Annotated in this window: 20 protein-coding genes, 1 pseudogene and 1 riboswitch; of the genes and pseudogenes, 7 read left to right on the forward strand and 14 right to left on the reverse strand. The window is 42.2% G+C overall.

Annotated elements, in window-relative coordinates; genetic code table 11:
* Positions 1-27: 27 nt before the first annotated feature.
* Positions 28-242: riboswitch (cobalamin riboswitch) on the reverse strand.
* Between the two features lie 302 nt (positions 243-544).
* The 4 genes from AAEZ02_RS02800 to AAEZ02_RS02815 form a co-directional block, all read right to left on the reverse strand.
* Positions 545-1,210 (reverse strand): hypothetical protein, encoded by a 666-nt coding sequence (locus AAEZ02_RS02800; RefSeq protein WP_124013591.1) that lies wholly within the window; start codon positions 1,208-1,210, stop codon positions 545-547.
* A gap of 126 nt (positions 1,211-1,336) precedes the next feature.
* On the reverse strand, positions 1,337-1,654 hold the full coding sequence (locus AAEZ02_RS02805) for a DUF3622 domain-containing protein (protein ID WP_335687278.1): 318 nt from the start codon (positions 1,652-1,654) through the stop codon (positions 1,337-1,339).
* Between the two features lie 194 nt (positions 1,655-1,848).
* Positions 1,849-3,762 carry a peptidase U32 family protein gene (locus AAEZ02_RS02810; RefSeq protein WP_351121825.1) on the reverse strand — a complete coding sequence of 638 codons (1,914 nt, stop codon included), beginning with the start codon at positions 3,760-3,762 and terminating at the stop codon, positions 1,849-1,851.
* 175 nt (positions 3,763-3,937) lie between these two features.
* Positions 3,938-4,504 carry a phosphoribosyltransferase gene (locus AAEZ02_RS02815; protein WP_101032665.1) on the reverse strand — a complete coding sequence of 189 codons (567 nt, stop codon included), beginning with the start codon at positions 4,502-4,504 and terminating at the stop codon, positions 3,938-3,940.
* Positions 4,505-4,877: 373 nt separating this feature from the next.
* On the opposite strand from AAEZ02_RS02815, the gene AAEZ02_RS02820 reads away from it, so the two are divergent.
* Together AAEZ02_RS02820 and AAEZ02_RS02825 are read left to right on the forward strand one after the other, a co-directional pair.
* A complete protein-coding gene (locus AAEZ02_RS02820) occupies positions 4,878-5,537 on the forward strand; it encodes a DNA-J related domain-containing protein (protein WP_351121828.1) in 660 nt (219 codons plus the stop codon).
* Positions 5,538-5,981: 444 nt separating this feature from the next.
* Entirely contained in the window at positions 5,982-6,638 is a 657-nt protein-coding gene (locus AAEZ02_RS02825; protein WP_124013588.1) for a thiol:disulfide interchange protein DsbA/DsbL, read from the forward strand.
* 375 nt (positions 6,639-7,013) lie between these two features.
* Here AAEZ02_RS02825 and AAEZ02_RS02830 read toward each other — a convergent pair whose 3' ends face one another.
* The 5 genes from AAEZ02_RS02830 to AAEZ02_RS02850 form a co-directional block, all read right to left on the reverse strand.
* Entirely contained in the window at positions 7,014-7,544 is a 531-nt protein-coding gene (locus AAEZ02_RS02830; protein ID WP_233768567.1) for a cytochrome b/b6 domain-containing protein, read from the reverse strand.
* A 3-nt stretch (positions 7,545-7,547) separates the two neighbouring features.
* Positions 7,548-8,069, reverse strand: a complete 522-nt coding sequence (hemG, locus tag AAEZ02_RS02835) for a menaquinone-dependent protoporphyrinogen IX dehydrogenase (RefSeq protein ID WP_124013587.1) — start codon at positions 8,067-8,069, stop codon at positions 7,548-7,550.
* Positions 8,070-8,241: 172 nt separating this feature from the next.
* Entirely contained in the window at positions 8,242-9,870 is a 1,629-nt protein-coding gene (locus tag AAEZ02_RS02840) for a di-heme oxidoredictase family protein (RefSeq protein WP_351121833.1), read from the reverse strand.
* 142 nt (positions 9,871-10,012) lie between these two features.
* On the reverse strand, positions 10,013-11,176 hold the full coding sequence (locus AAEZ02_RS02845) for an imelysin family protein (RefSeq protein ID WP_351121835.1): 1,164 nt from the start codon (positions 11,174-11,176) through the stop codon (positions 10,013-10,015).
* Between the two features lie 41 nt (positions 11,177-11,217).
* On the reverse strand, positions 11,218-12,621 hold the full coding sequence (locus tag AAEZ02_RS02850) for a hypothetical protein (protein WP_351121838.1): 1,404 nt from the start codon (positions 12,619-12,621) through the stop codon (positions 11,218-11,220).
* A gap of 194 nt (positions 12,622-12,815) precedes the next feature.
* On the opposite strand from AAEZ02_RS02850, the pseudogene AAEZ02_RS02855 reads away from it, so the two are divergent.
* Both AAEZ02_RS02855 and AAEZ02_RS02860 read left to right on the forward strand, forming a co-directional pair.
* Positions 12,816-13,998, forward strand: a pseudogene (locus tag AAEZ02_RS02855) (MFS transporter).
* Between the two features lie 66 nt (positions 13,999-14,064).
* Positions 14,065-14,898 (forward strand): TIGR03899 family protein, encoded by an 834-nt coding sequence (locus AAEZ02_RS02860; protein WP_351075846.1) that lies wholly within the window; start codon positions 14,065-14,067, stop codon positions 14,896-14,898.
* On the opposite strand, the gene AAEZ02_RS02865 is transcribed toward AAEZ02_RS02860, so the two are convergent.
* The 4 genes from AAEZ02_RS02865 to curA all read right to left on the reverse strand — a co-directional run bounded on the left by AAEZ02_RS02865 (position 14,888) and on the right by curA (position 18,249).
* On the reverse strand, positions 14,888-15,487 hold the full coding sequence (locus AAEZ02_RS02865) for a hypothetical protein (RefSeq protein WP_101032669.1): 600 nt from the start codon (positions 15,485-15,487) through the stop codon (positions 14,888-14,890). The genes AAEZ02_RS02860 and AAEZ02_RS02865 overlap by 11 nt on opposite strands.
* A gap of 268 nt (positions 15,488-15,755) precedes the next feature.
* Positions 15,756-16,376, reverse strand: a complete 621-nt coding sequence (locus AAEZ02_RS02870) for a glutathione S-transferase family protein (protein WP_351075770.1) — start codon at positions 16,374-16,376, stop codon at positions 15,756-15,758.
* Positions 16,377-16,499: 123 nt separating this feature from the next.
* On the reverse strand, positions 16,500-17,177 hold the full coding sequence (locus AAEZ02_RS02875; protein WP_335687293.1) for a type 1 glutamine amidotransferase domain-containing protein: 678 nt from the start codon (positions 17,175-17,177) through the stop codon (positions 16,500-16,502).
* Between the two features lie 43 nt (positions 17,178-17,220).
* Positions 17,221-18,249: an NADPH-dependent curcumin/dihydrocurcumin reductase gene (gene curA / locus AAEZ02_RS02880; RefSeq protein ID WP_351121841.1), complete on the reverse strand. Its 1,029-nt coding sequence runs from the start codon at positions 18,247-18,249 to the stop codon at positions 17,221-17,223.
* Between the two features lie 204 nt (positions 18,250-18,453).
* Between curA and AAEZ02_RS02885 the strand changes: the two genes are divergently transcribed.
* Positions 18,454-18,900 (forward strand): MarR family winged helix-turn-helix transcriptional regulator, encoded by a 447-nt coding sequence (locus tag AAEZ02_RS02885; RefSeq protein WP_124013579.1) that lies wholly within the window; start codon positions 18,454-18,456, stop codon positions 18,898-18,900.
* A gap of 214 nt (positions 18,901-19,114) precedes the next feature.
* Here AAEZ02_RS02885 and AAEZ02_RS02890 read toward each other — a convergent pair whose 3' ends face one another.
* Positions 19,115-20,080, reverse strand: coding sequence for a sensor domain-containing diguanylate cyclase (locus AAEZ02_RS02890; RefSeq protein ID WP_351075779.1), 966 nt, complete (start codon positions 20,078-20,080; stop codon positions 19,115-19,117).
* 672 nt (positions 20,081-20,752) lie between these two features.
* Here AAEZ02_RS02890 and AAEZ02_RS02895 point away from each other — a divergent pair.
* Together AAEZ02_RS02895 and AAEZ02_RS02900 are read left to right on the forward strand one after the other, a co-directional pair.
* The gene (locus AAEZ02_RS02895; protein ID WP_124013577.1) at positions 20,753-21,718 is read left to right on the forward strand and encodes a 2-dehydropantoate 2-reductase; all 966 of its coding nucleotides are present in this window, start codon (positions 20,753-20,755) and stop codon (positions 21,716-21,718) included.
* A 204-nt stretch (positions 21,719-21,922) separates the two neighbouring features.
* Positions 21,923-25,201, forward strand: coding sequence for an nSTAND1 domain-containing NTPase (locus AAEZ02_RS02900; RefSeq protein WP_351075782.1), 3,279 nt, complete (start codon positions 21,923-21,925; stop codon positions 25,199-25,201).
* Positions 25,202-25,213 lie beyond the last annotated feature (12 nt).

A 25,213-nucleotide genomic window follows, 5' to 3' on the forward strand; every position in this document is an offset into this window, starting at 1 on the left:
ACATTTCGAGATCTGCCCACCGAAATCATCGAAATCACCTTTAAGGCCGGTCTCCGGACTGAGGTTGTGGCGTTATACCTATGGCATAACCCGCGCGAGTCTAGATGATTAACGCAACCCTGTTGCGCACCTGACTCTCACCAATCACCGTTGCGGGGGCAGTACCAGATTTACACTGGTTTCCCGATTATCTTGCTTTGGTCTATCGATCCACTGCAAGCACCGTAAAGATTGACTAACTAATCTCATCCCGGGCTAATAAGCCGAGTTGAGGTTAACGCTTGAAATAACGTGAGTTGAGGTTCAACCCATCATTAAAAATATCTGTTTCGTTATGCCAGCATTAGCATTTAGTACCCTAGTACCGTTTAATTATTGCTGACATCATAAAGTAATAACGCAGAGATTATAACGGATCCAAAGGTGAACTTGATACCAACAAAAGAGTAACCTGCAGATTATTCAGCTTGTAGAACAGTCAATTTGTTGGTTAGTGGCACCTAAGAGGGTTATCAACCACATGACACGGCGCTAGGATTCGACGCTAGGGATACGTCATGAAGTCACGATAATTATCGATAGTGATAGGAGTCGTTTCGGTAGTAAACACGTCTGTTCGAATAGATTTATGGATTAGGTAGACATTTTCGTCATCACTTATTACAGAAAAATAGCCCATTTCGCCTTGTGGACGGCTGATATAAGACACATCTTCCACTGCTGAAGAGTGATGAATATTAGGCATACTGGTGCAGCCTAATAAACCATGTACCGCTTCGAGCCCGTCAACTTCAGAACTGCCAAGCTGTTGATAAACAATTTTCCCTTGGCAATGTTGTTGATAAGTCGCCGCCATTGAATCTAAAAAACGTTCCGGCTCAACATCATTGGCTAACCCTTTGAACCCCTGCATGCAGACTAAACTAGACCAGTCATTTAATGACTCATTGGTTGGAATAAACTCAGCCATCGTCATGTCGCCACGTTTATCACTGAATGCAAGTTTCCAATCTAATGGCGGTAAAAAGCCGAACTTTGCAGACAAGGTTATGAGTTTCTGGACATCATCAGACATCACCATAACACCTGATGACTTATCAACGTCGCCAAATGCCATCTGTGCTGGAGGGGTAGCAGATGCACTACTGGGGAACAGGAACATTATTCCTAAACACCCCGAGCAGCCTATAATTGCAGCAATCTTGTTCATCCAAATGAATCCTTATTTGGTCAAGATAGAGATAAGTTGATCAAAAATCATGCTAATTTAGTACGTCCTATCCTGAACATACAAAAATTGAAACTTATCTATAACCTATACATAGTGGGTAAAATATTAGTTAAGCTCGTCTTCATCTTCATCTTCAGCATCGAACAGCTCTTCTTCGTCGATGGCCGATTCAGCAGCAATAGCAGCCGCTAAGCTTTTAGCTTTAAGGTGCTTCTCAGTTTTACGCTGGTTACGATCAGCTTGCTTAGATAAAAAACCTTGCAGTGCTTGCTCGCCCCATGCAATGGCTTCTGCTTCTGATGCAAAACCATCTTGGCTTTTTGATACTATGGTTTTAGTCGATGTCATACGACGAGTGATTTCAGTTTTCCAGGTGTTTTCAATTTGAATAACACGTAAAGCATACTTTTTGCTATCGCTCATAATCTATTCTTTCCTACTTAAGGTATCACAGGCTAAAACCCATGAAATTTCAGCCGCGCAGTGTACTCGAAACACACGAGTTTGGGCAGTTATTTAATGGTTATTTTTGCAGCTTATTTGAAAAACTAACCCAATGGCAAGCTTAATACTGCCAGCGGAAAAGCAATGATGGTTAAAATCACGCTGTGGCGCCATTATTGTTTCACTAATTGGTTGGAGCCAACAATCATCATTTCACATTTATGGCAGTCAAAAATCAATTTCAATTTATCTTTACCTACCTCTAAAAACATAGGATCCGCTTTAATACCTTCAACTTCTTTCGGGCATAAATTAAAACTGTAACGCAGACAATGTTTAGTGACCATTAACGGAGCATCATGCAAAACGTTATTTTTCTCATAGGTGTCTTCAATTTGAATCACCCCATGTTGATGGTAAAAAGATTTCGCTTTTTCATTCGCCACATTAGATAAAAAGCTCAGTGCTTTTTGCGGGAAACGTGCCGTTTTATCATGCATCCAACGCTCTGGTCGCTGGTAACTGGCAACTCTTGCCGTCATTAATGCACTAACGGCATCGCGGCGTAACTCATTAACAACCGAGACGGGTAAAAACCACATCTGCTGCGTGAGTAAATTAACCTTGTTCAATACAAAGTCACTGCTGCCAAGTTTACTGAATTGTTTTTTCAGATTTTCGGCGGTCTTGACTTGGTCATTAGCGGGGGCTTTATCGCACGCTAACATGACTGTCGCACTGATATTATGCCGATCTGTAATCGTTAATCCCACCCCGTCATCGGTATCAAAAAATTGCATATCGACAGTCATTTTACGGCTAGCAGAATCTTTGTTAAGGCTAGCTTCGAACTTATGGTCAAAGTTACGGAACATCATCACCCCAATTTTAAGATCTTTGGGTACCTCGGTTAAATGCAAGACATTCCCTTCAGCACGGTTGATGCGCACGCCAGAGAGTTTATCGTCAGACAAACGTTGGGTTTCGTAGTGTTCAACAAAAAAACAGAGGCCATCACCATTATTAAAGTGAATGTCTTTGCCACTTTCACGGGTATCGATTTTAATAAAGTCTTTACCCACTTCGGTGATACGGCCCACTTTTTCACCAATGAACTTAGGCGAACTAAAATGCTCAATGGCCTCAGTACGTTCATTAACAAAATAATCCGTTTTACCACGGTTAAAACTTTTATCAGGATCGGGGATAAAGTTAAACGTGCAACGACCATGAGAAATTGATTCTACATCATCACGTTTAGCCATAATCGCATCAAGTTGCTGACGATAATGAGCGGTGATATTTTTAAGGTAAGTAATATCTTTTAAGCGGCCTTCAATTTTAAACGAACTAATACCAGCATCAATTAACGCTTCTAAATTATCGGTCTGGTTATTGTCTTTTAATGATAATAAGTGCTGATTTTCAGCTAAGACGTCACCTTCGCGAGTGGTCAAATTGCACGGTAACCGACACATCTGTGAACATTCACCGCGATTAGCACTGCGATTAGAATACGCATGGCTCAAATTACATAAACCGCTATAACTGACACATAATGCGCCGTGAATAAAGAACTCTAACTTCATTTTTGTGCTAGCAGCAATATCGCGAATTTGTGGGATATTGAGCTCACGGGCTAATACGACTTGCGAAAAACCAACTTGCTCTAAAAAGACCGTTTTTTCAGGGCTGCGGTTATCCGTTTGCGTACTGGCATGCAACGCAATAGGCGGCAGATCAAATTGTAAAACACCCATGTCTTGAACAATCAAGGCATCAACCCCCGCTTCATAAAGCTGCCAAATAAGCTTTTGGGCTTTATCAAGTTCGTCATCCATTAAAATGGTATTTAACGCCACAAAAACCTGGGCATGATAACGATGAGCAAATTCCGCCAAACGAGCGATGTCTTCAACACTGTTGCCAGCATTATGGCGCGCGCCAAAGGCAGGACCGCCAATATAAACAGCATCAGCACCATGGCGAATAGCCTCAATGCCGTAATCAGCATTTTTAGCAGGCGCTAATAGTTCTAATCGACGTTTTACGGGTGCCTCAGGTGTAAACAATTCTACAGTAACCATAATGTTAACTAAATTTCGCATTAATTCGGATAAAAAAGTGCGCCAGCATACTAATATTGTCGCATTGACATAAGCATGTTGACGCATTCAAATAGCGGTATACTTTAGCAAACTTTACATAAAGTTATACATAAATTCGTTGTTATCAACGGCTAAAATGGCTGTAACGCTAGGCTTATAAAAACAGATCTTGGATATTTTTAAAGTCAGTTTTACCTTCAGCAATTTCTTGTGGGTTTAAACCAGACACTTCATGTGGGAACACTAACCAATCTTCAGATGAATGAATAAAATAATCTGGCTTTAGATCGACTTTAGTGTTTTTGGGTTTGTAGTAAGGACATGCTATGCGAATATCGGTTGGCATGTTCAAACGCATAAATTTTCTTAATTTACCAATAAGCGCATCAACACTGCGCCCCGAGTCAAATACGTCATCAACAATCAACAAACCGTCGCTAGCATTGGCATTTTCGATAATGTAATGCAAACCGTGCACTTTAATATTTTTATCTTGTTTGTCAGTGCCAATACCATAATAAGACGAGGTTCTAACTGCAATATGGTCTGTTTCGATTTTCTTAAAATCAAAATACTCTTGGACGGCAATGCCGATAGGTGCTCCACCGCGCCAAATACCCACGATAAACTGTGGTCGAAAGCCACTGTCATATACTTGTGCAGCGAGTCTAAATGAATCTTCCAAAAGTTGTTGCGCACTAACAAAGAGTTTATCTGTCATTGGTTAAAGCCCCAGTTATTTTATTGCGGCGAATTTTATATCAAATAAGCTTTTCTTGCCTGCAAGAAAAGGAATTAATTGATCAAAAGCAATAAAAAATCAAACCTTTCGCCACATCGCCATTATCTCAAGCGCCACTAGTAGCGTCAACAGATCCTAATGTGAACAATAATCCACCTCATTAACAAGTATCCTTTATCAATACAATATAGAGTAGGCGTTAAGTTTGCTATCTCAAGCTTGAAGGCAAAGTTCAAGGTCAATACCTGGGTCGTAATGACAATAAAATCTACTTGTCATTAAAAACGACTATGGCATAGTGGGCTGCCATGAAAAGCAGATTTTATCGCCAATTCAGGACCCATACGCCACTATGCTAGTCAATAAAACCTTACACCATGCCTATGGAACTGAACAGGCAAGCACCACAGACAACAACGAACTCAAGGTGCCTAAAAGTGACAACCCGCTCATATGGCCTGTGCTGAGTTTGTTGCAATCAACCAACCAAAGTTGGAAAGTACATCATTTGGCGAGCGAGTTACAAGCCAAAGGATTAATGCATAATCTTGACCCTTTACCCGAAAAAGACCTCTTTAAACGCAACTTTCTACTGATGAACGCCTTATATGAATTACAAGACATATTAATCCCCAAACAGTGGTTACAAGTAAAGGCAATGGAGATCCAAATATTTAGGATGATTCCGGCCAATGCTGATGTGCAACATATTTGCGATGGTGCATTACGCGATTATTATCTCGATTGGGCCAATTATGATGCCAGCGTTAACGTTATACAAGAAATGCTGGAGTCATTCTGGTCAAGTTATCAAGAGTATATTGGCGTCAACACCCAGTTAATGCACCAAGGTCATGCCTTGACAGTATTTGAACTTGATGACACTGCCACCGATAAAGACATTCGCAAACAATGGCGCAAACTCGCGCTTAAATGGCACCCCGACCGCGAACAAGGTAATGCCGAACGTTTCCGTGAAGTATGCGAAGCATGGCAAACCCTAAGAAATTAAGCGTAGGCTGCCAATGATTTACAGGCTCAATATCTTGGTCGAACACTCATAGACCATGATAGCGATTGTCCACAGAGCTCTGCATGACTAACTGTGCTTTAGTTATTTAGCGATGCGCATTAGCCATTTAATCGTTAGCTATTTACAGTCATCAATAAACAGGCTTTGGTTAATTATCCAGATTAACCTTCTATATCGCATCATCTAGATTGAACAACTCAATGCCACTTTATGATGACATTCCTTAATAATCATTAAGTTCACTTCAATATCTTGCCTTAATTCAGAGGTTAACCTCATAAAGCACGCACGGATCACGAAATTAACGCCTTTTTAATTGATGATTTAAGCCATAATTCAGCTTAGAAACTTACCCTAATTAGCTCGAGCAGATTAATCTAATCCTATTGATTATTCGCTAATAACATTGATCTGAGGTTTTACATGATTAAATATTTCGCCGTTGCATTGACGCTCATAGCAGCCTCATTTAGCACATTTGCTGCGCCATTTGTTGCAGGCAAGCATTACACTCAAATTTCCAATAATATGGTTACTAGTACGCCAAAAATCACTGAGTTTTTTTCATTTTACTGCCATAACTGCTTCAATATGGAAACTCAGTATCTTGCTGAGATTAAAGCAGGATTAGATGAAGAGGTCACCTTCGATACTAAGCATGTTGACTTTATGAACAGCGATTTAGGCACTGAAGTGATGCGATCACTGGCTGTTATTCATGAGGTTGGTCAAGCAGAAAAGCTCAACCACGCAATGTTTACGGCTATCCAAGGTGATAAAGGCGCTAATGGGCATGATCACAATGCTCAAGGCCACCAGCATGAATCACAAATAAACAGCCGTGAAGACATTAAAAAAATCTTCAGCCAATTTGGTGTCGATGCCGCAACTTATGACACATTGGCCGACAGCAGTACTACCGATAAAGCATTGGCTTTATGGCGTCAGCAACAAACGTTATATAACGTCAGTAGCGTACCCGCATTTATCGTTAATGATAAATACGCTATCAATATGAATGAAATTAGCACTTTAGATGAACTAATTGAGTTGATGAACTATTTAGCCACCTCAAAATAACGGCCGCATCTTGATGGGTAATCAACACTAATGAAAAAAATGGCTATCAATTGATAGCCATTTTTTTCGATTTATCCCATCTGTAATTCAGAGATAAGAACCTATACTCAAACGACCTCGACATGCAGGATTACGCATATCCAGAAGTGCAGACTGCTAGGTTCTAGGGCGGACTTCGTCCTGCTAGGGTCGCTACGCTTCTAGAACCTAAGACCTAAGACCTCGCACCTAGAAGAAGCGAAGCACCGCCCTCTGGCGAGCTTGCGAGTTCCTAGCAGCGCAGCGCTCTAGGCTCTTCCTACGGGAGCGCTGAAACGAGCATGATGAAGTGGCTTGGGAGGATATAACCAGATCATCAGAACCAGACCACGCTCTCTAATCAAAAAAATCACGTAAATGCAGTAGTCCAAGTAACGCATGTACGAGTAATAAGCCAGCAAAACAGTTTGCAAATAAACTATGGTAATAGCGTAAACTCAGTGCATATTCACCACCTTGAGCCAACCACCACCCCACACCTGTGACAGATACCATCAGCAATAACAATAAACATATCCCGGCAATCACACTCAATAAGCCTTTACCGCCAGATAGCGGTAATTGTCCTTTAGACAAGCCCTGTAGGTCTTGCTGACATTGACGCCATTCGCCTACTATCCAAGGGTAAAACTGACGCCATTGACCTTGCCTACAGACATCAAAAGCAAAAGCTACGGCTAACAAAGCACAACACAAACCGCCATAGACATGCCAGCTATTCCAGCCACTGCTATTAGGCGGCAAACGCCGCCCCATTAATATCCACGGGCTAGTGGCAATAAGCAAAACGCTCAACACCCCTGTTACGGCGTGCAATTTAGTGGCTATCGCATCGTACCACTGCGATGCTGTCATCGCTGGCTTCATCAATTATGCCTCAATGATCTGCTGAGCAAATTCATCAACTTTATGCCAGTCGGTAAACTCTACCTTGGTATTAGGATCGGTAGGGCCTTTGGTTATCCACATAATAAACCGAATAATATTTCGGTCCATCACACCGTAGCCTTGGTAGTCTAAATTACCACCAAACACTTGTAATAATGTTGGTTGCCAAACACTTTGCTGTAAAAATTGCTGCATATAGCTATTAGTTTGCGGGGTGTTTTTTTGCGGTTTACGCGCCACTAAGCTAACCGAAAAAAAACCACTGGGTTTGTTTTCTAATTCCGTACGATGAGCTTCAATAAATTGATACAACGCTGGACGATGTTTGCCATGACGAATACTGGCACCGATGTACACTTTATCAAATAGGGCTAAATCGGGAGCTTCCGCTAAGGATGCGACCGTGACCAGCTGATCTTGCCCAACCAGTTGACGCTGTAAATATTCACATATTTTTTGAGTGTAACCATGGACACTTGAATGGATCAGTAAAATTTGGCTCATGCTGACCTCGAATGAAATCATTTAAAAGTAATACAGTATCTTAGACCACTGGCGTGAAAATTTACATGAAACAGATCACGTCATCATGATCCACAATAGCGGCAATGTGAACTACCGCGCAAAAAAATACCCTAGCCATAAATGCCTAAGGTATTTGAGCTTTACAGCAAATTTACAACGACTGTAAAAAGGCGATAACCTGAACTCGCTCTGCTTGCGTTAAGGCCATAAAGTCTTGTTTAGACGTTTTAGATTCTCCGTCATGCCACAAAATGGCTTCTTCCAAGGTTGCTGCGCGGCCGTCATGTAAAAATCCGGCTTGTGGATTAACCGTTTGGGTTAAGCCTATGCCCCACAATGGTCGAGTACGCCACTCATTGCCATCGGCTAAAAAGTCTGGACGACCATCTGCCAATCCCTCACCCATATCGTGTAATAACAGGTCACTAAAGGGATAAATATTTTGGCCTTTTAAGCTGTCGCTCATCGGTAATCCGCCGATATCACCTGAGGTTTTGGTCACAAACGACGGCGTATGACAACTGCTGCAATTGAGTTGCTCAAATAACCTCGCGCCTTCGCGCACTGCAGTTTTATCAACGTTACGTCTGGCTGGCACCGCTAATGTTTCGGCATAAAACACCACTGAATCACTGAACTCTGCACTGGCCTCTGGCGCACCGTTAACATCTTCACCAGTATCAACAAACCCAGTACGGGTTAAATATGAATCATGTAAACTGGTGCCAACAATGCTTTCATCGGGAAATAACGGGTTAGTAATACCAATATCACCACGTAATGCGCCTAACGATTGTACTCGGACACTTGGCGTGTTGGCTTTCCAACCAAAGCGACCTAAAGAAACAGGTGTACTATCGCCATTTTGTGCTTTTATGGCATCAAATACCCAATTAGCCCGTCCAGAAATATCATCTTTATTGCTGTCATCAGCATCAACATTGGCGAGAATGCTTGCCTCAGGTATTGCTTCTAGCAACCCTAAACCAAACACAGGCATGCCGTTACGCCAACCCATTAACACATCATCTTGTAATAGATTTGAGGTTACATTGGCACTTTGTTTGGTTTCACCTGGTGCATCATATGGATTTTCGACCGCGAAAATAGGCTTCTTCAAACTAATAGTGCGTCCATCGGCATACACTTCATCATGCCGCTCATAAGACAAATACACATCTGCTTGACCAACAAATGCATTGTCTTGCCAATCTGGGCGCGCTTTTAATACTCCGCGATGGAATAGCTGGTCACCAAAATCTGGCACTTTAATCGGCGCACAGTAATTATTATCTGCAGTTCCTACACTACAAGGCTCAGCAGGAGCTTTACTGATACGTAAGAAAATACCCGCTGCCGAACCCAGTTTTACCCGAGTTTCATCTGCGGCCAAAAAGGGAGTGGAATTTCGACCATCGCGTTGATGGCAAGAATTACAGTCAGCATTATTAAATACAGGGCCTAAACCATCAAGCTCAGGATGTTGTTCATTCGGTGCGGTAGTAAATGACACTTCAAAATTGGCATCACCTTCTAGATGTAACTCGAGTTCATCGTCAGTTAAATTAACTGATGGTGTCGAAAAACCATGGCCAGAACTATTGGCATCAAACGTAGTGGTGTCACCGCCTAAAGCAACAATTGAGGTATAGCTAGGATAAGTCACTACCGGATCAATGGGGTCTGGCGAGATTTCATCATCGCCGCTGCCACCACAAGCACTTAGGCTAAGCCCCAGTAATGCTACAAACCAATATGGTTGTCTTAATAATTTGTTCATCTTTGTCTCACACATTCACACTAAAATTGAGTTTATTTGGCAGTAATGCGACCTTGTTATGAGTTGAGTCTCTATTTTTTTGGTCACACTTACCCTCCCAATAAGGTCGTTCCATGGCCTTATTGAGACGGTAACAGCTAAATTATGAGTTCCAATCAGATAATAAAGGCAGCACATCTGACTGCAGCGTCGCTTGTAACTTTGTTAATGCATCCACAGCAACCTGGGTTCTAGCACGGCCGTCATCATCTAGAATCGCTTGGCGGAAAGGCATGCTAGTGCTACCCGAAATGGCTTGAATTTTTAAAATGGCATCATCAATTTCGCTGGCGACACGCGTAGCTAAAGTCGTATCAGCTGCTGTCACAAAATCAATTAAACCTTGCTTATCGGCACCACCCGTAAACTCACCTTGATAAACGTTACGTACACCAATGATGTTATTTGAAAAGTCGGTTAGTGAGTTCCACGAATACTGCGACTCCACCTTAGAAGTGTCTGCCGTGGTTAATGACTCTCCGAATGGATCGGCAATTTTACCGTTACCCACTTCATCGACAATACCAATCATGCCGTTGATCAATTCTTCAATAACGGCTAATTGTGATGAGTAAATAGTGTTAGTGGCATCGCCAGGAGTTTTAAGCAACTCGGCATAAGGTTTGGCATTTGTATCTTGTGGGTTATGGCTCACTTGCCAAGCATCGTCTAATTGCGCGGTGTAATCGCGGAACACTTCCGCTAAGGCGATTAAATACTCACGCTCTTTGGTGCTAAGATCTGCAATCAACTTTGTGTTGCTGTTAACACCATCGCCAAACAACAGATATTCCATGGTATGAAAACCTTGAACGTCATCATTCCAAGCTTTAATAGTTTCGGCATCAAAACCACTGTTACTATCTAACTGAGTCTGTAAATCGGTGGTGTTTAATGGCCAGCTGTCTAAATGCGGGTCGATACTCAATGAGTCGACTGGGCCAAAGATATGCGACTCACCTTGTTCCCAAGGTTCACGAGCTGATTTCCACGCATTCTGTGCCGCTACTAAATCGGCTTGAGTAGTAGAAGCACTTAGCAATGCTTGTGTTGCCAATAACAAAGTATCGCCTTGTGCAGCTAAGTCTGCATAACCCGCCACAATGACATCATCGGTTAAGTTGATGATCATTTCAGTAGCGACAAAGCTAAACCCCGTTGTTGGTACCACTGGGGTTTCGGTGCTTGTATCATCAGAACCTGAACCGCCACATGCTGAAAGCGTAGTGATTAAAGCCAGTGTAATTGCAGTGTGTTTAACGCGCATAATAAAACTCCGTATAAAAAATTGACTCAAAATAAATAAACTTATAGCGAGAATTGATATCCCACACCCAAAGCAAAAAAGTTAGTGTCAGGAATGCTGGCAACTGCCACTTGATGCAGACCTCCTTCGGCTTTAATCACAACCTCAGGTATAGGAGAATAGTTAATACCTACGCTGCTCCAAGTGTTTTCATAACGCTGGGTTGCTGTGCCCGTTTCAACGGCCATAAGTGGATTGGAATAATCGATATTGGCAAACACTGTCATCGGAATATCAAACCATTCGTCGAGCTTTACACCTGCCTCAACAAAGAACGATTGTGACTCTGAACCCAATTGGGCAAAGTTACCTGGACGTAAACCTGGGGTGGTTTTGTTGGCTAGGGTGATCGCATCAGCATTGTCTAACGTGCCATATAAATATTGACCACGAAGTATCCAAGGTCCTTCAACAAACGCACCTGCGACAGACATAATCCTTAATGCACCATCAACGTCTAACTTGTTACTTTTATGACGATTACCACTGGTATTACCCAAGTAATAAGCCACTCCAACAGCACTGCCGGTTTTAAAGTTGCCGTAATCAAGACGTCCTGCAAACGCTAGGTCATCTGTATTGACTTCTTCAAAGCGTTTTTGATGGCCAGATGCCACCCAATCATAGGTGCGAAAATACTCAGAATTTAAGCCACTAATGACTTGTGCTTGATAATGAAAGTCTGACATTTCGCCGTAAACACCAATACCGTTTTCGTTCCAAACGGTCGGCATCATTGCAGCCTCACTTTTATGGCGCTGCACGGTCAAATATTGGCTAGGCTTATGCAGAATGCTTGATAAGCCAATGGGCAAATGAATGTTACCGAACTTCACCCCAAACGCTTTGCTAGGGCGGTAGCGAATTTCCGCTTTTTCAACGACCACTTCACCACCCGCTTCAACTTCAGATTCAAACTCACCAAATTCATCAAAGCCGTCATATTCTAATGCGGAGCCAGTGCCACCATGTTCATATTCAATTTCAACCTCCATGCTCCAATCATCAGTAAACTGATAACCAAACTCAGTCACTATCCGCTCTAAATCCGTACGATTACGTCGCTCTGCAGAGGTATCTTGGACGTTATCGAAATATTCATCACTGGTGTAAACCGCGCTGCCATATGAGTTAACACTAAAACGGCTAAAACGATCATGTGCTTCAGCAGTTTTCTGTACCACGGTGTCAACTTGAGTCGCCACCAGTTTGTTTTGTTGCTGCTGTTGCTTTTGCTCAGAAGCTAAAGTAGTAAGCTGTTGTTTTAATAGTGCAATTTCAGCTTCCTGTTTAGCAATTGCTTTAGCAAATATTTCGGTATTCGTTGCGGCGTGTGCATTCGACATAACACTTAAGCCCAATACACTTGCGACAGATACTGCCAACAAGGTTAACGTGTTATTCATCAATTTCTCCAACCTAGTGAGTTAATGCTTTACTCAGATACTAAAACAACCATACAGCAAATGATAATCATTCGCAATATTATTTGCATTAGTGTTAGCTTTGGTTTTAATTACTTTTCACTTAACAAACCGTTTTATGTCACTATGGATTAATAAGCTTAGAGATAAGAGTTTCAACCATGTCAGACACGTCAATGACAAGTACTGCCCCCCTCACGATCCAATGGACAAACCCACAACACTTACTGCTGTGGATGACCTTTGTTATGTCAATGGTGTTTGCTGTTTGGCAGGCACTATTAAATAACTGCGTTTACCGGAGCTGAGATAGGCTTATTACAAAGCCTAAGAGAAATCCCAGGATTTTTAGCCTTTACCGCAGTGTTTGTGTTGTTAATGATCAAAGAGCAAACCTTTGCATTATCATCGTTGGCGTTATTGTGTATTGGTGTGGGCATTACCGGCTGGTTTCCCGATGTCATCGGGCTGTATTTAACGACGGTACTGATGTCGATTGGCTTTCATTACTTTGAAACTATAAATCAATCGCTTACATTGCAATGGGTTGAAAAGGCCGATGCACCAGGCTTTATGGGTAAAGCATTAGCTTGGCGTTCGGCGGCGGCGCTACTCGGCTACGGATCAATTTGGTTGATAATGAGTTGGCTTAGCCTCGATTACATTTGGATGTACAGCATCATTGGCGGATGTGGATTATTGATGGTGTTTGTGATGACGGTATATTTCCCTCGTTTTACCATTGGTTCCATTCAACACAAGCATTTAATAATGAGAAAACGCTACTGGCTGTATTATTTACTGACCTTTTTCTCTGGTGCGCGCCGGCAAATATTTATGGTCTTTGCAGGCTTTATGATGGTTGAAAAGTTCGGTTATTCGGTATCCGAAATTACTGGGTTATTTCTAATTAATTATGTGGTTAACTTAATCTTTGCGCCTAAAATAGGCCGCTTTATTGGTCGAATAGGTGAACGCAATGCCTTGATTATTGAATACATTGGCTTAGTCATTATTTTCAGTTGTTACGCCTATGTCAACGACGCAAATATTGCTGCAGGATTGTATGTCATTGATCATCTTCTTTTTGCAATGGCGATAGCGACAAAGACTTATTTTCAAAAAATTGCAGATAAACAAGATATTGCTTCAACCATGTCGGTCAGCTTTACTATAAATCATATAGCAGCGGTTATTATTCCGGCGTTATTAGGTATTTTGTGGTTAAGCTCGCCTAAGTCGGTTTTCTTTATCGGTACTGGATTTGCCGTATGCTCACTCGCGCTAGCATTCAATGTTCCGCGCCATCCACGACCAGATAAAGAAACCTTATGGTCACCATCAAGAACAAAGCACTAAACGATTCAGCGTAGATGTCATACCATACAGACATGACGCAAGCGCAATGCATAAAGAGGTTTAATGATGGCTGATGTTGATGTTACGCAAATCCAAGATGGCAACACTCAAGTGTCCGCTCGCAAAAAAACCTTATTGCTCGGGCGCATTATCGGTTTAGCAAGCGAAGAAGATTATCGGCCTTCAACTGCATCCGTTGCAGAGCGTGCAGAACACCGTCAACGCAAACAACTCAGCCAACATCAGGCCAACCTTGAAAGCATTTTTGCCTTAGCGCTCACTTACACCCCATCGGATGTTACTGGTGTGGAGTTAGATCCTGATTGGCGCTATCAATTCTTTCAAATGGCAGAACAAATTCATAATCGTAAGATGCAAGATTTATGGGCCAAAATTTTGGCCAGCGAAGTCGTCAACCCTGGTAATTTCAGCCTTCGCACCTTGGCGCTGCTCACACAATTGACGCTTCGAGAAGCACAGATCTTTGAAAAAGCGTTAGGTATGTCAGTCAAAATTAATACTGAACCCAGATTTAAATTACTCAGCAGTTATCGTATTAATGGCGGGATAAAGCAATATTTTCGTAAGCATACTCAAACCAACTTCGGCCTGTCACAGTTCGGGTTACCTTATTCGAGTATTTTAACGTTAGTCGATGCGGGGTTGTTACATAAAAGCGAATTTGAAACTGGACTATTAAGCAGTAATGAAAATATTCAGTTAACGATGTGTAATGCCACTTTGACCCTAAAACCCAAAGATCAACACTTGCTGTTTACCTATTATCGATTTACCACTGTAGGTGATGAGTTATGCCAATTAATTCAGCCAAAAAGTGATAATGAATTTATCACTACGCTTCAAACCATATTAGCCAAGGACTTTATTGTTAGCGGTTAATATTTTTATAAAGGTGCGAATACTTAGCTTTATGTTCGCTAAATAAAAATTGGCGCAACATTTCACGCGACTCACCCTCGGCACTAATTTTTGCCGCCATGATCCCGTTCTCGGTCCTTACAGGTTCAAAGACCATATCAAGGTGCACACCATTAGGTAAAATAAGCTGGGTTAAATGTGGCATTTTGGCATTAAGTTCTTGCGGCACTTTAATCGTCATCCCTGAGCTAGACAAAGATAATACCTCAACATATTTCGCGGAGTCATTATCCATCACCTTGATGTTTTTGACATGTTCAAGCCGCCAGCTGCGTTCTCCACCGCGCATATCAATCACTTCAGGGACGCCCAACTGTGGCGAAAATTGTCCTAGGTCATCTTGTTTTAAGGTTAACGGAAACCACAACTGATAATAGCTTATCTCAGCGAGCAAGGTTAGTTTGGCATTCCCCAGAATATGAGCAAGTACTTGAGGTATTTCAGTCGCGACACTTAATGAATGTTTCGCTAATGAATTATCGGTACTGTCATCTTCCGGTGCAAAAACATCGCTAAAGTAAGCGAGTTCTTCATCAGATAAAGTAGACATAAGGTAACCTTATTTCAAACAAGAACACTTTTATTATACTAACACCTTAGTATTATAACGAACAAATTTTAAACAAAAATGTAACCTTTAACATGTAGCAAGCTAATTAATACCCAACAAAAACATTATAAATAATGTATTTATAGCTTGTCGCTAATATCAACACCACAAAAACCTTATAAATGATGTATTTCTAGCTTATTGCTAATATCAACACCAACAAAAAAGACGAACTGAGTTCGTCTTTCAAAATGCCACAAGATAATGATTAACGATCGTGCTCAGCTTCTATTTGCAGCGCTTTTTTAAATGACGTATGGCTCATTAATTGCTGATAATAGTTTGCAATATTTGGATATTTTTCAAACTCGCCATTTTGACCGACAATCTCTGCAATAAACGACATCATAATATCAGCACCACTGAGACTGTTGCCGACTAAATATGACTTACCATCTAGACGGTCATTAACATAACCGATAACTTTGGCGGTTTCAGCATCGGCATATCCACCAATAAACTGGGTTTCGGCTCCCTCCATTTTGACAAACATTTTCAACAATAATGGCAGTGCGGCTGAGCTTTCAGCAAAATGCATCCATTGTTGATAATCAATATAATCAGCCGTGCCTGGTGCTGGCATTAATCGATCCGCGGCATACGTTTGGATCAAGTAATCGGTTATCGCACCAGATTCGGCAATAGTATATCCGCTGGCTTCTAATACCGGAGACTTGCCTAACGGATGCACTTTTTTAAGCGATTCTGGTCCTAAAAATGTGCTTGCATCACGTTGGTAGGCGACTAAGTTATAGTCAACACCCAATTCTTCAAGTAACCAAATAATGCGTTTTGAACGTGATTTATTTAAGTGATGTAAGGTAATCATTTAGATGTTCTCTCTAGGGTAAAGGCGTTCGCAAAAGAAGTCATTACAGTCCACTTCAATGCCAATCCTGTGATAAAAAAAGAGACGCTAGATTGCTCTAGCGTCTCTTAACTATGAACAATATTACGCTAATAACGCTAACATTTTTTCTGCCACTAACTCTGACGACGCTGGGTTTTGACCCGTAATTAATTTACCGTCAACCACAGCATATGGATGCCAATCATCACCCTTAGAATAAGTAGCACCGTTTTGCTGCAGCATATCTTCAACTAAAAATGGCACAATATCGGTGAGTTGTACGGCTGCTTCTTCGCCATTGGTAAACCCAGTCACATTCTTACCTGCAACTAATGGGGTGCCGTCTGGCTTTTTAGGGTACTTAAGCGCAGCAGGTGCATGACATACCAAGCCTAAAAGCTTGTCGGTTTTGTAGCACTGCTCAATTAACGCAATCGAGTCTTTATCATTGGTTAAATCCCATAACGGACCATGACCACCAGGATAAAACACCGCGTCATACTCAGCTACGTCAATTGATGCCAATGTGTGCGTATTGGCTAATAACGCCTGTGCTGTAGCATCGGCAGTGAAACGACGGGTAGAATCAGTTTGAAAATCTTCTTTATCACTTGTCGGGTCTAATGGCGGTAAGCCACCTTTAGGTGACGTCAGCACAACCTCAACACCTTTGTCTGTAAATGCGTAGTATGGTGCCGCTAGCTCTTCTAACCAAAAACCGGTTTTCTCACCTGTGTCGCCTAATTTGTCGTGCGATGTTAATACCATTAATACTTTCATTGTTATTCCTTAAATAGAGTTTGTTTATCCGTAATCGGTTAGATTACAGAGGATTGTTTACTTTAATGACAACCTTGCCGAAGTTTTCGCCCTTTAGCAGCCCGATAAAGGCTGAGGTCATGTTTTCAAGACCATCGACAATTTGTTCACGATATTGAATTTTGCCTTGTGCCAACCATTGCCCCATATCATTGGCAAATTCTGGATAGCGGTCGCCGTAATCGTCAAAAATAATAAAACCTTGCATCTTAATACGCTTAACCAGCAAAGTGCCCATCAGTAATGACAAACGATCAGGGCCATCGGGTAACGAGGTCACATTGTACTGAGAAATTAATCCACACAATGGCACTCGAGCACCGGTATTTAATAACGGTAAAACCGCATCAAACACTTTACCGCCAACGTTTTCAAAATACACATCAATGCCGTTATCACAATGTTTTGCCAGTTGCTCAGCAAAATCAGCCGCTTTGTGGTCAATACATTCGTCAAAACCTAGCACTTCTTTGGCGTGACGACATTTTTCTGCGCCGCCGGCAATACCCACCACTCGACAACCTTTTAATTTACCAATTTGGCCAACCGTTGCACCAACAGGGCCAGTAGCGGCTGCCACTACAATGGTTTCACCCGTTTTAGGTGCACCAATGTCCAATAAGCCCATATAAGCGGTAAAGCCTGGCATGCCCATAATACCCAAGGCATAAGAAGGATGGCTTGGATTATCGCCCAACTTCATTAAGCCTTCGCCATTTGATACCAAGTAATCTTGCCAACCACCAAATGCAAGTACCCACTCACCCACTTTGTAATCTGGATGATTAGACACTTCAACTTGTGATACCGCCGCGCCCACCATAACATCGTCAATGGCGACGGGCTCCGCATATGATTTGCTATCATTCATGCGACCACGCATATAGGGATCAAGTGATAAATACACCGCGCGCAATAACACCTCACCTTCTGCCGGTCCAGGTTTGTTGACAGTTTCTAAGCGGAAGTTGTTGGCAATAGGCTCCCCTTGAGGACGGCTGGCGAGTACGATGCGACGATTTTGAGTGTTCATTTTGTGTCCTTTAAATAACATAAGCACCATAAAATGGTACTGAGAAGACAATATGACCTCGGTTGTTAAAAGCTATTTACAGCAGTAATACTGATATCTTGCAAACACTGCTACCATGAACAACCAAGGCCAAATAATACGTTTCTTTTACTTAAGTTGATCAGTCCAAATCTGATCAGTGACTTTGAGATCTAAATAACTGATATGAATAAAAATAAATCCCTATTACTCGAAAACCAGTTGTGTTTTGCTGTTTATTCAACGTCACTGGCCATCACGCAGCTGTATAAACCGTTACTTGACTCTATCGGACTAACCTACACCCAATATTTGGTGATGTTAGTCCTCTGGGAGCAAGATGGCTTAAGCTTAAAAACCTTAGCCGGTAAACTCGGTCAACAATCGGGTGCATTAACACCTGTGATCAAACGTCTCGAAACCGATGGGCTGCTGACACGCATTCGCGATAGTCAAGACGAACGGATGTTATCCATGCAATTAACCGAAAAAGGTCACCAACTTCAACCCCGAGCTGAGCAGATCCACAAATGTGTTATTGAACAATGCGGTATCGATACATCTGAACTCACCGAACTTAAACAACAATTGGACCAATTTAGAGCAAAACTCCCATCACATATTGAGCTCTAACGCACAAAATGACCAAAAACTTGCACTAAGTTTGCTTTGCACTTGCTATATGATAATCACGATAACCAATTGCGTGCAACTTAAATTAACAATTTTTAAGATCAATGAGCTATTTAATATGATTATTACATCGGATTGTCACATTAACTGATGGCCATGATACTCAATGTGATCCGCTGCGACGCACAACACATCAGTCATCAAGTACATACTATTACGCTATATTGACACTATTACGTCCGATATTTTTTGACGAATATAACGCCTTATCTGCCCGCTTAAAAAGCTCTAAAAATGTCTTATCTTGAGGATGTATTGTTGCTACACCAATGCTAATGGTTATTGGCGGTGCCAGCGGTTCATCATATTGTTGTTGAGCTTCCCTTAAGCGTTCTGCCAGTATATAAGCAGAATCAATATCAGTATCGGGTAATAAAATGGCAAATTCTTCGCCGCCAATTCGAGCCAATACATCGGCCTCGCGGATCTGGTCATGACATATATTGGCAACGCGCTTAATCACCTCATCACCCACTAAATGGCCATAAGTATCGTTGACCGCTTTAAACAAATCAATATCAATAATCATTAACGAAAAAGGTTGGAAATAGCGGCTAGCACGCAAAAACTCGTGTTCACAAAATGAGGTAAATGAGCGCCGATTGAATAAGCCGGTTAACGGATCAGTATTCGCCTGCAGCTCTAATTTTGAACGTAAATGATACTCAGCGGTGACATCGGTAGAAATACCAATGAGACCAATTAATATGCCTTTTTGATTATATAAGGGTTGCTTAACCTCGTGGTACACAATCAAAGAATCTTCGGTATCAACAATAATATCATCAGCTATTTTACTTTGTGAATTAAGCACTTTATTGTCATTATGATGTAAAATATCAGCGATATTGGCAGGGAAATAATCTCGTTCTGAAGTGCCTTTTAGTTTCTCAAGCGTGACGCCAAAATAATCGAGGGTGAGTTGATTGGCAAAAATATACTTATACTGGGTATCTTTGACATAAATATAGACATCGACTTGGTCTAAAATAAGTTCATAGGTATCTGATATCATCTTTCTAGCTTGATGCTGACGATATTGATTAAGATTCAAAAACAGCAACAAGGCAATCAATGATAATAAGATGAAAATCAATAATCCGATGGTTTCAATCGACACGAGCATTCCTTAGCTACTATCCACATCCATGTATGTCATTAATAGTGTTAACCACAAAAAGTAAATAACATCTATTAATAACGATATAGTCAATCATACTGTTTAAATAAGTATGAGAGCATCTGCAGTAAAAATCAAACCATTAAAGCCTTTTTATCAAGTTATTGAAAATAAACTAAAATGTATTAATTCCATTGTACTGTGATCGACAATATCGATAATCTCGCGACAACATATATTATCGATATTACTGATCGACTATGATTAATAACATAACTGCTTATAAATAACGCTGGCTTTCATCACAAAAGGCACCTCTAACAACGCCTCTATTTGCTCAACAGGGCTCACTGGCATCGACATACTATCGCTATAGTATCGCTATAGTATCGCTACAGTATCGCCATAGTTGCCCACTTCAAGCGTAACAAGCTATCGTCTACCCCATCGTTAATCCAAGCACCGCCAAGGCAATGGTGCTAATAGTATTTTTATTCATGGATACTCCCTTTTTTATTTTAATGGGCTAAATTTTTACACTGCCAAAATATCTGTTATGTTACAAGCAAGTAAAAGGTCATGTTACCTTTATAGCGATTTAAAAAATCGTCTAGTCATGAATAAGCGATTAAATAATAAGCCGCTAACTAACTAACAGTGAATTAACCCACAATGGAAATTGCAATTTTTGGCGCAGGTTCAACAGGATGTTATTTAGCAGGACAATTGTGCCTATCGGGTTTAAAAGTGACGTTAATTTGTCGCCCAGCAATTAAGCAAAAAATCATCGCCAATAACGGCATTACCTTGAGTGATTATCAAGGGTTTAATCAGACCGTGATGCCGCAAGCGTTAATCACTGACATTACTCAACAATCATCAATTAATGGCAAATTTGATGTGGTATTTGTTACCTTAAAATGCCATCAAGTCAGCACTATTGCCAATCAGTTAATGGCCATTACCCATGACCATAGCAGCATTATATTTATGCAAAATGGCTTCGGCAGTTTTGACAGCATTAAAGACTCGCTCGATCATTACGCCTTACTCCAAGGGATCACGCCGTTTAATGTACTGCAACTGCCTAATGGCGTGTTTCACAAAGGCACTGAAGGCGTATTTACCTTGCAAAAAAATCCTCATACTGTCGCGATTCAGTCGGCATTAATTTGCCAAGGATTTGGTTGCGACATAGCAGCAGACTTCACTCCGATGATTTACGGTAAATTATTATTAAATCTCAATAATGCCCTTAATGCTGTCACCAATTTGCCGATTAAACAGCAGTTAAGCCATTATAAAAATCGCCGCGTACTGGCTAAGGCAATGAAGGAGTGGCTAGCAGTATGCGAGGCAGCAGATATCCAATTACATCAATACACTAAGGTCAAGCCCACTTGGTTACCCACCATTTTATCACTGCCAAATTGGTTATTTAAGCTAGTTGCTAAACAGATGCTCGACATCGATCCCAAAGCGCGTTCCTCAATGTGGCAAGACATCCAAGCTAAACGTAAAACTGAAGTCGATTTCATCAATGGTGCAGTCGTCAGTATTGGGGAAATATATGGCGTAAAAACGCCAGTTAATCGGGCAATAGTAGAACACATTAAACAACTAGAACAACGACATTGACCAGAAGTTATATGCGATATCGTTGTCGAGGCAAATGTAATTCACTGTTATTTTTGCACCAAAAATACAACTGACGTAATCGCACCCTACAATCAAACGCGCACAAATAGTATGACCCAGGCTATCTCTGGATGAGTGTGATCATGGTGTAACTTAAATTGGCCTAAAACTTAACCCGATTAACGTATTGGAAAACAATCAAACATGAGCAACAGCAGTTTCTTTTTTGGCGAATGGCAAATTAATCCGCAAAGTAACAGTGTTCAGTCGGGTGATATCATTCGCAGTCTTGAACCCAAAGCCATGGATGTATTGCGTTTACTGTGCCAACACCAAGGGGAAGTGCTCACCGCTGATGATATTATTCACCACTGCTGGAACAGCATCGCCATTGGCGATAACCCGCTACACAAAGTCATTACCCAACTGCGCAAAGCCTTAGGCGACCAAGCATCAAACCCCAGTTACATTGAAACCATCCGCAAACGCGGTTACCGCACCCTTGCCAAGGTTGAGTTTCCCATTGGTCACCAAACAAGAATTACGACTGAGCCATGGCAAGGCCAATCACCCTTTCCCGGCTTACGCGCATTTGAACCGAACGATGCCGAGGTGTTTTTTGGTCGGGGTGAACAAGTCGATACCTTACTCAATCGTATTACAGCACAAATCAAATTCGGCCGCGCATTTTGCTTAGTACTTGGCCCAAGCGGCACAGGTAAATCGTCGTTAATTAATGCCGGTGTTATTCCTAACCTAAAAAGCGCCAGCGGCTTTAATGGTGTCGGCGTGCTCGATTATGCCAGCATAGATTTAGCCGATGTCACCCAAGATAGGCTGCTTATTGATATTGCCTGCGCCATGCTCGACTGGGAAGTTAACCACATTGCCGTTTTCAGCGAGTTAAGTGCACAAGATCTTGCCCGGCAGCTTGAACAAGATATGCCTAGCGTCATCGCCCAATGCCAACAGGCAATAACCGCGGCTAAACCAAGTTATCAATACAGCCAAGCGCAGTTTTGCTTGTTCGTTGACCGTTTAGAAGTGTTGTTATCATCGCCTATTTATAGCGAACAACAGCGCACAGATGCCTTAGATATTCTCGAGCGTTTAGCCACCTCAGGGGTTGTACTGGTGCTCAGTGCTTGCCGCAACGACTTTTACCCCCAAGTGGTCAGTCATCCAAGCTTAATGGCAGGCAAAGCCAATGGCTCACATTTCGATTTATCTGCGCCAACCCGAACCGAATTGATGCAAATGATCCGCTTGCCGGCCAATGCCGCTAACCTCACCTGGTCAGTAGACCCTAATACCGCCATGCCATTGGACGAAATGCTCTGCAGCGACGCCGCCTCAAACCCCGATGCCCTGCCCATGTTGCAATACACTTTAGAAGCCCTGTACCTCAAGCGCGATGAAAATGACCAGCTATTAGTCTCGGTTTATCACTCACTAGGCGGTTTAGAAGGCGCTATCGGTAAAAATGCTGAACAAGTGCTCGCCAATCTTAGCGACGCTGAACGCGGCGCATTACCTAAAGTGTTATCCATGTTAGTGACCTTATCCGAAGATGAAAAATCGGTCACCAGCCGCGCGGCAAGTTTGGAAAGGCTCAATAGCGAAGCGGAACGAAATCTGGTTAACGCCATGGTCAACAAGCGCTTATTTGTGTCACATCTGCAATACGACCAAGCCTGTTTTAGTATTGCCCATGAAGCATTGCTAAGACGTTGGCCCCGTGCGACTCAGTGGATAACCCAGCACAGCGACAGCTTAGCCATTAAAAGCCGCTTACAGCATCAGTCACAGCGCTGGCTAAATGAGTCAAAAAGCACCGCCTATTTACTCACCGAAGGTAAGCCCTTAATAGAGGCACAAAGCTTAGTCGCCAATCCGTTATTTACCTTAGAGCCACACGAAGCCGCCCTGATCCAAGCGTCAACCAAACAGGCCAATGCTGGCCGGTGGCGTCGCCGCGTTACCATGCTGACCCTGGTTACCTTAACGATTATTGCTATCGCCATGAGCGCACGCAGTATTAAAGCCGAAAACCAAGCCCAGCAAAAACGCCTTGCGGCAGAAAACTTACTTGGTTTTATGGTGGGCGAATTCGCCGATAAAATGCGCGGCATTGGCCGCATGGACTTGCTCGATGGGATCAGTAGCAAGGCGCTGGAATATTTCAGCGACTTTTCTGCCGACGATGTCAGCACGTTAAGCTTTGAAGCCCAGTTTCAACACAGCCAAACCTTAGAGGCCATGGGCGAAGTGGCCTATTCGCGCGGCAATACCGACGAAGCCCACAGCGCATTAATCGCCGCCCGTGAACGCATGCTGCCGTTACTTGAAATACAACCCAAAAACCTCAGTTTACTTAAAACCTTAGGCGCCAATGCCTTTTGGCTCGGCCAGCTTGAGTACGATCAAAGTGATTGGGCTGCGACGCAGCCTTGGTTCGAGCAGTATTTAACCTACAGCCAAGCCATGTATCAATACGCGCCAGAGGACAACGATGCGGTCATGGAATTGTCTTATGCCCACAACTCCTTAGGCTCGATTTACATGAAGCAGCAACACTTTGCTGCCGCCCGAGAGGCATTTGAGCAATCATTGCTGTTAAAACTAAACATATGGTTTAAAGATCAAACCAATAGCCAGTTAATCGCCGATATTGCTAATGCACGCTCGTGGCTTGCCAGCGCCGCCACCGCCCAAGGTGACATTACCGCGGCAATACAAATACATCAACAAATTCAACAACATTTGGCCAATCAAGCATTAGTAAAACAGCCCTATTTACTTGAACGGCTATCCAGTAGCTACCAACAACTGGCGATTTTGTTAAGTTATCAAGGCCAGCGCCAACAAGCCTTTATCAAAGCACAACTTAGTTTAGTAGCGATGACTAGCGCCCTTAAACAAGACCCGAAAAATGATATTTGGAAGACCCAACAATATTACGCTTACCTTGATATGTTGACATTTAGCCCTGACCCAATTGAACAGGGCACTGAATATAGTATTGAATCTTTAGCAATTATACTTGCTACAGATATGACCTTAGTAACATCAACTAAGAAAAATGACCTATGGGCTAAATATCAGCTGGCTGCGGCAAATTATTTAGCGTCACAAGGACTGCTTTCAGAAAGCCTTGTTTATGCGCGCCAAGCTATTGTGTCTTTTAGCCAATTAACCACGGAATTTAACCAAAACACTTCCTATTCAGCAGGTTTAGCTCAAAGCAACATGCTTGCGGCAACATTGCTGACATCCTTAGGTCAGGCCAAAGAGGTAGACATACTGTGTGAACAAGCTAAAAATCAATTGGCACCTATTATCGATCACAATAACGATCCACAATTTACCATTCCTTATGCTAAAGCCCTCGACTGCCTCAAAGAGCTTAAGCAACACCCAGATATAGTTCAACTGCTAGAGAATTCGGCCATAACCGATTTTAGGTTTAGCCCTAAACCCTAAACCCTAAACCCT

The sequence above is a fragment of the Shewanella sp. T24-MNA-CIBAN-0130 genome (genome assembly GCF_040310185.1).
Taxonomy (GTDB): domain Bacteria; phylum Pseudomonadota; class Gammaproteobacteria; order Enterobacterales; family Shewanellaceae; genus Shewanella; species Shewanella psychromarinicola.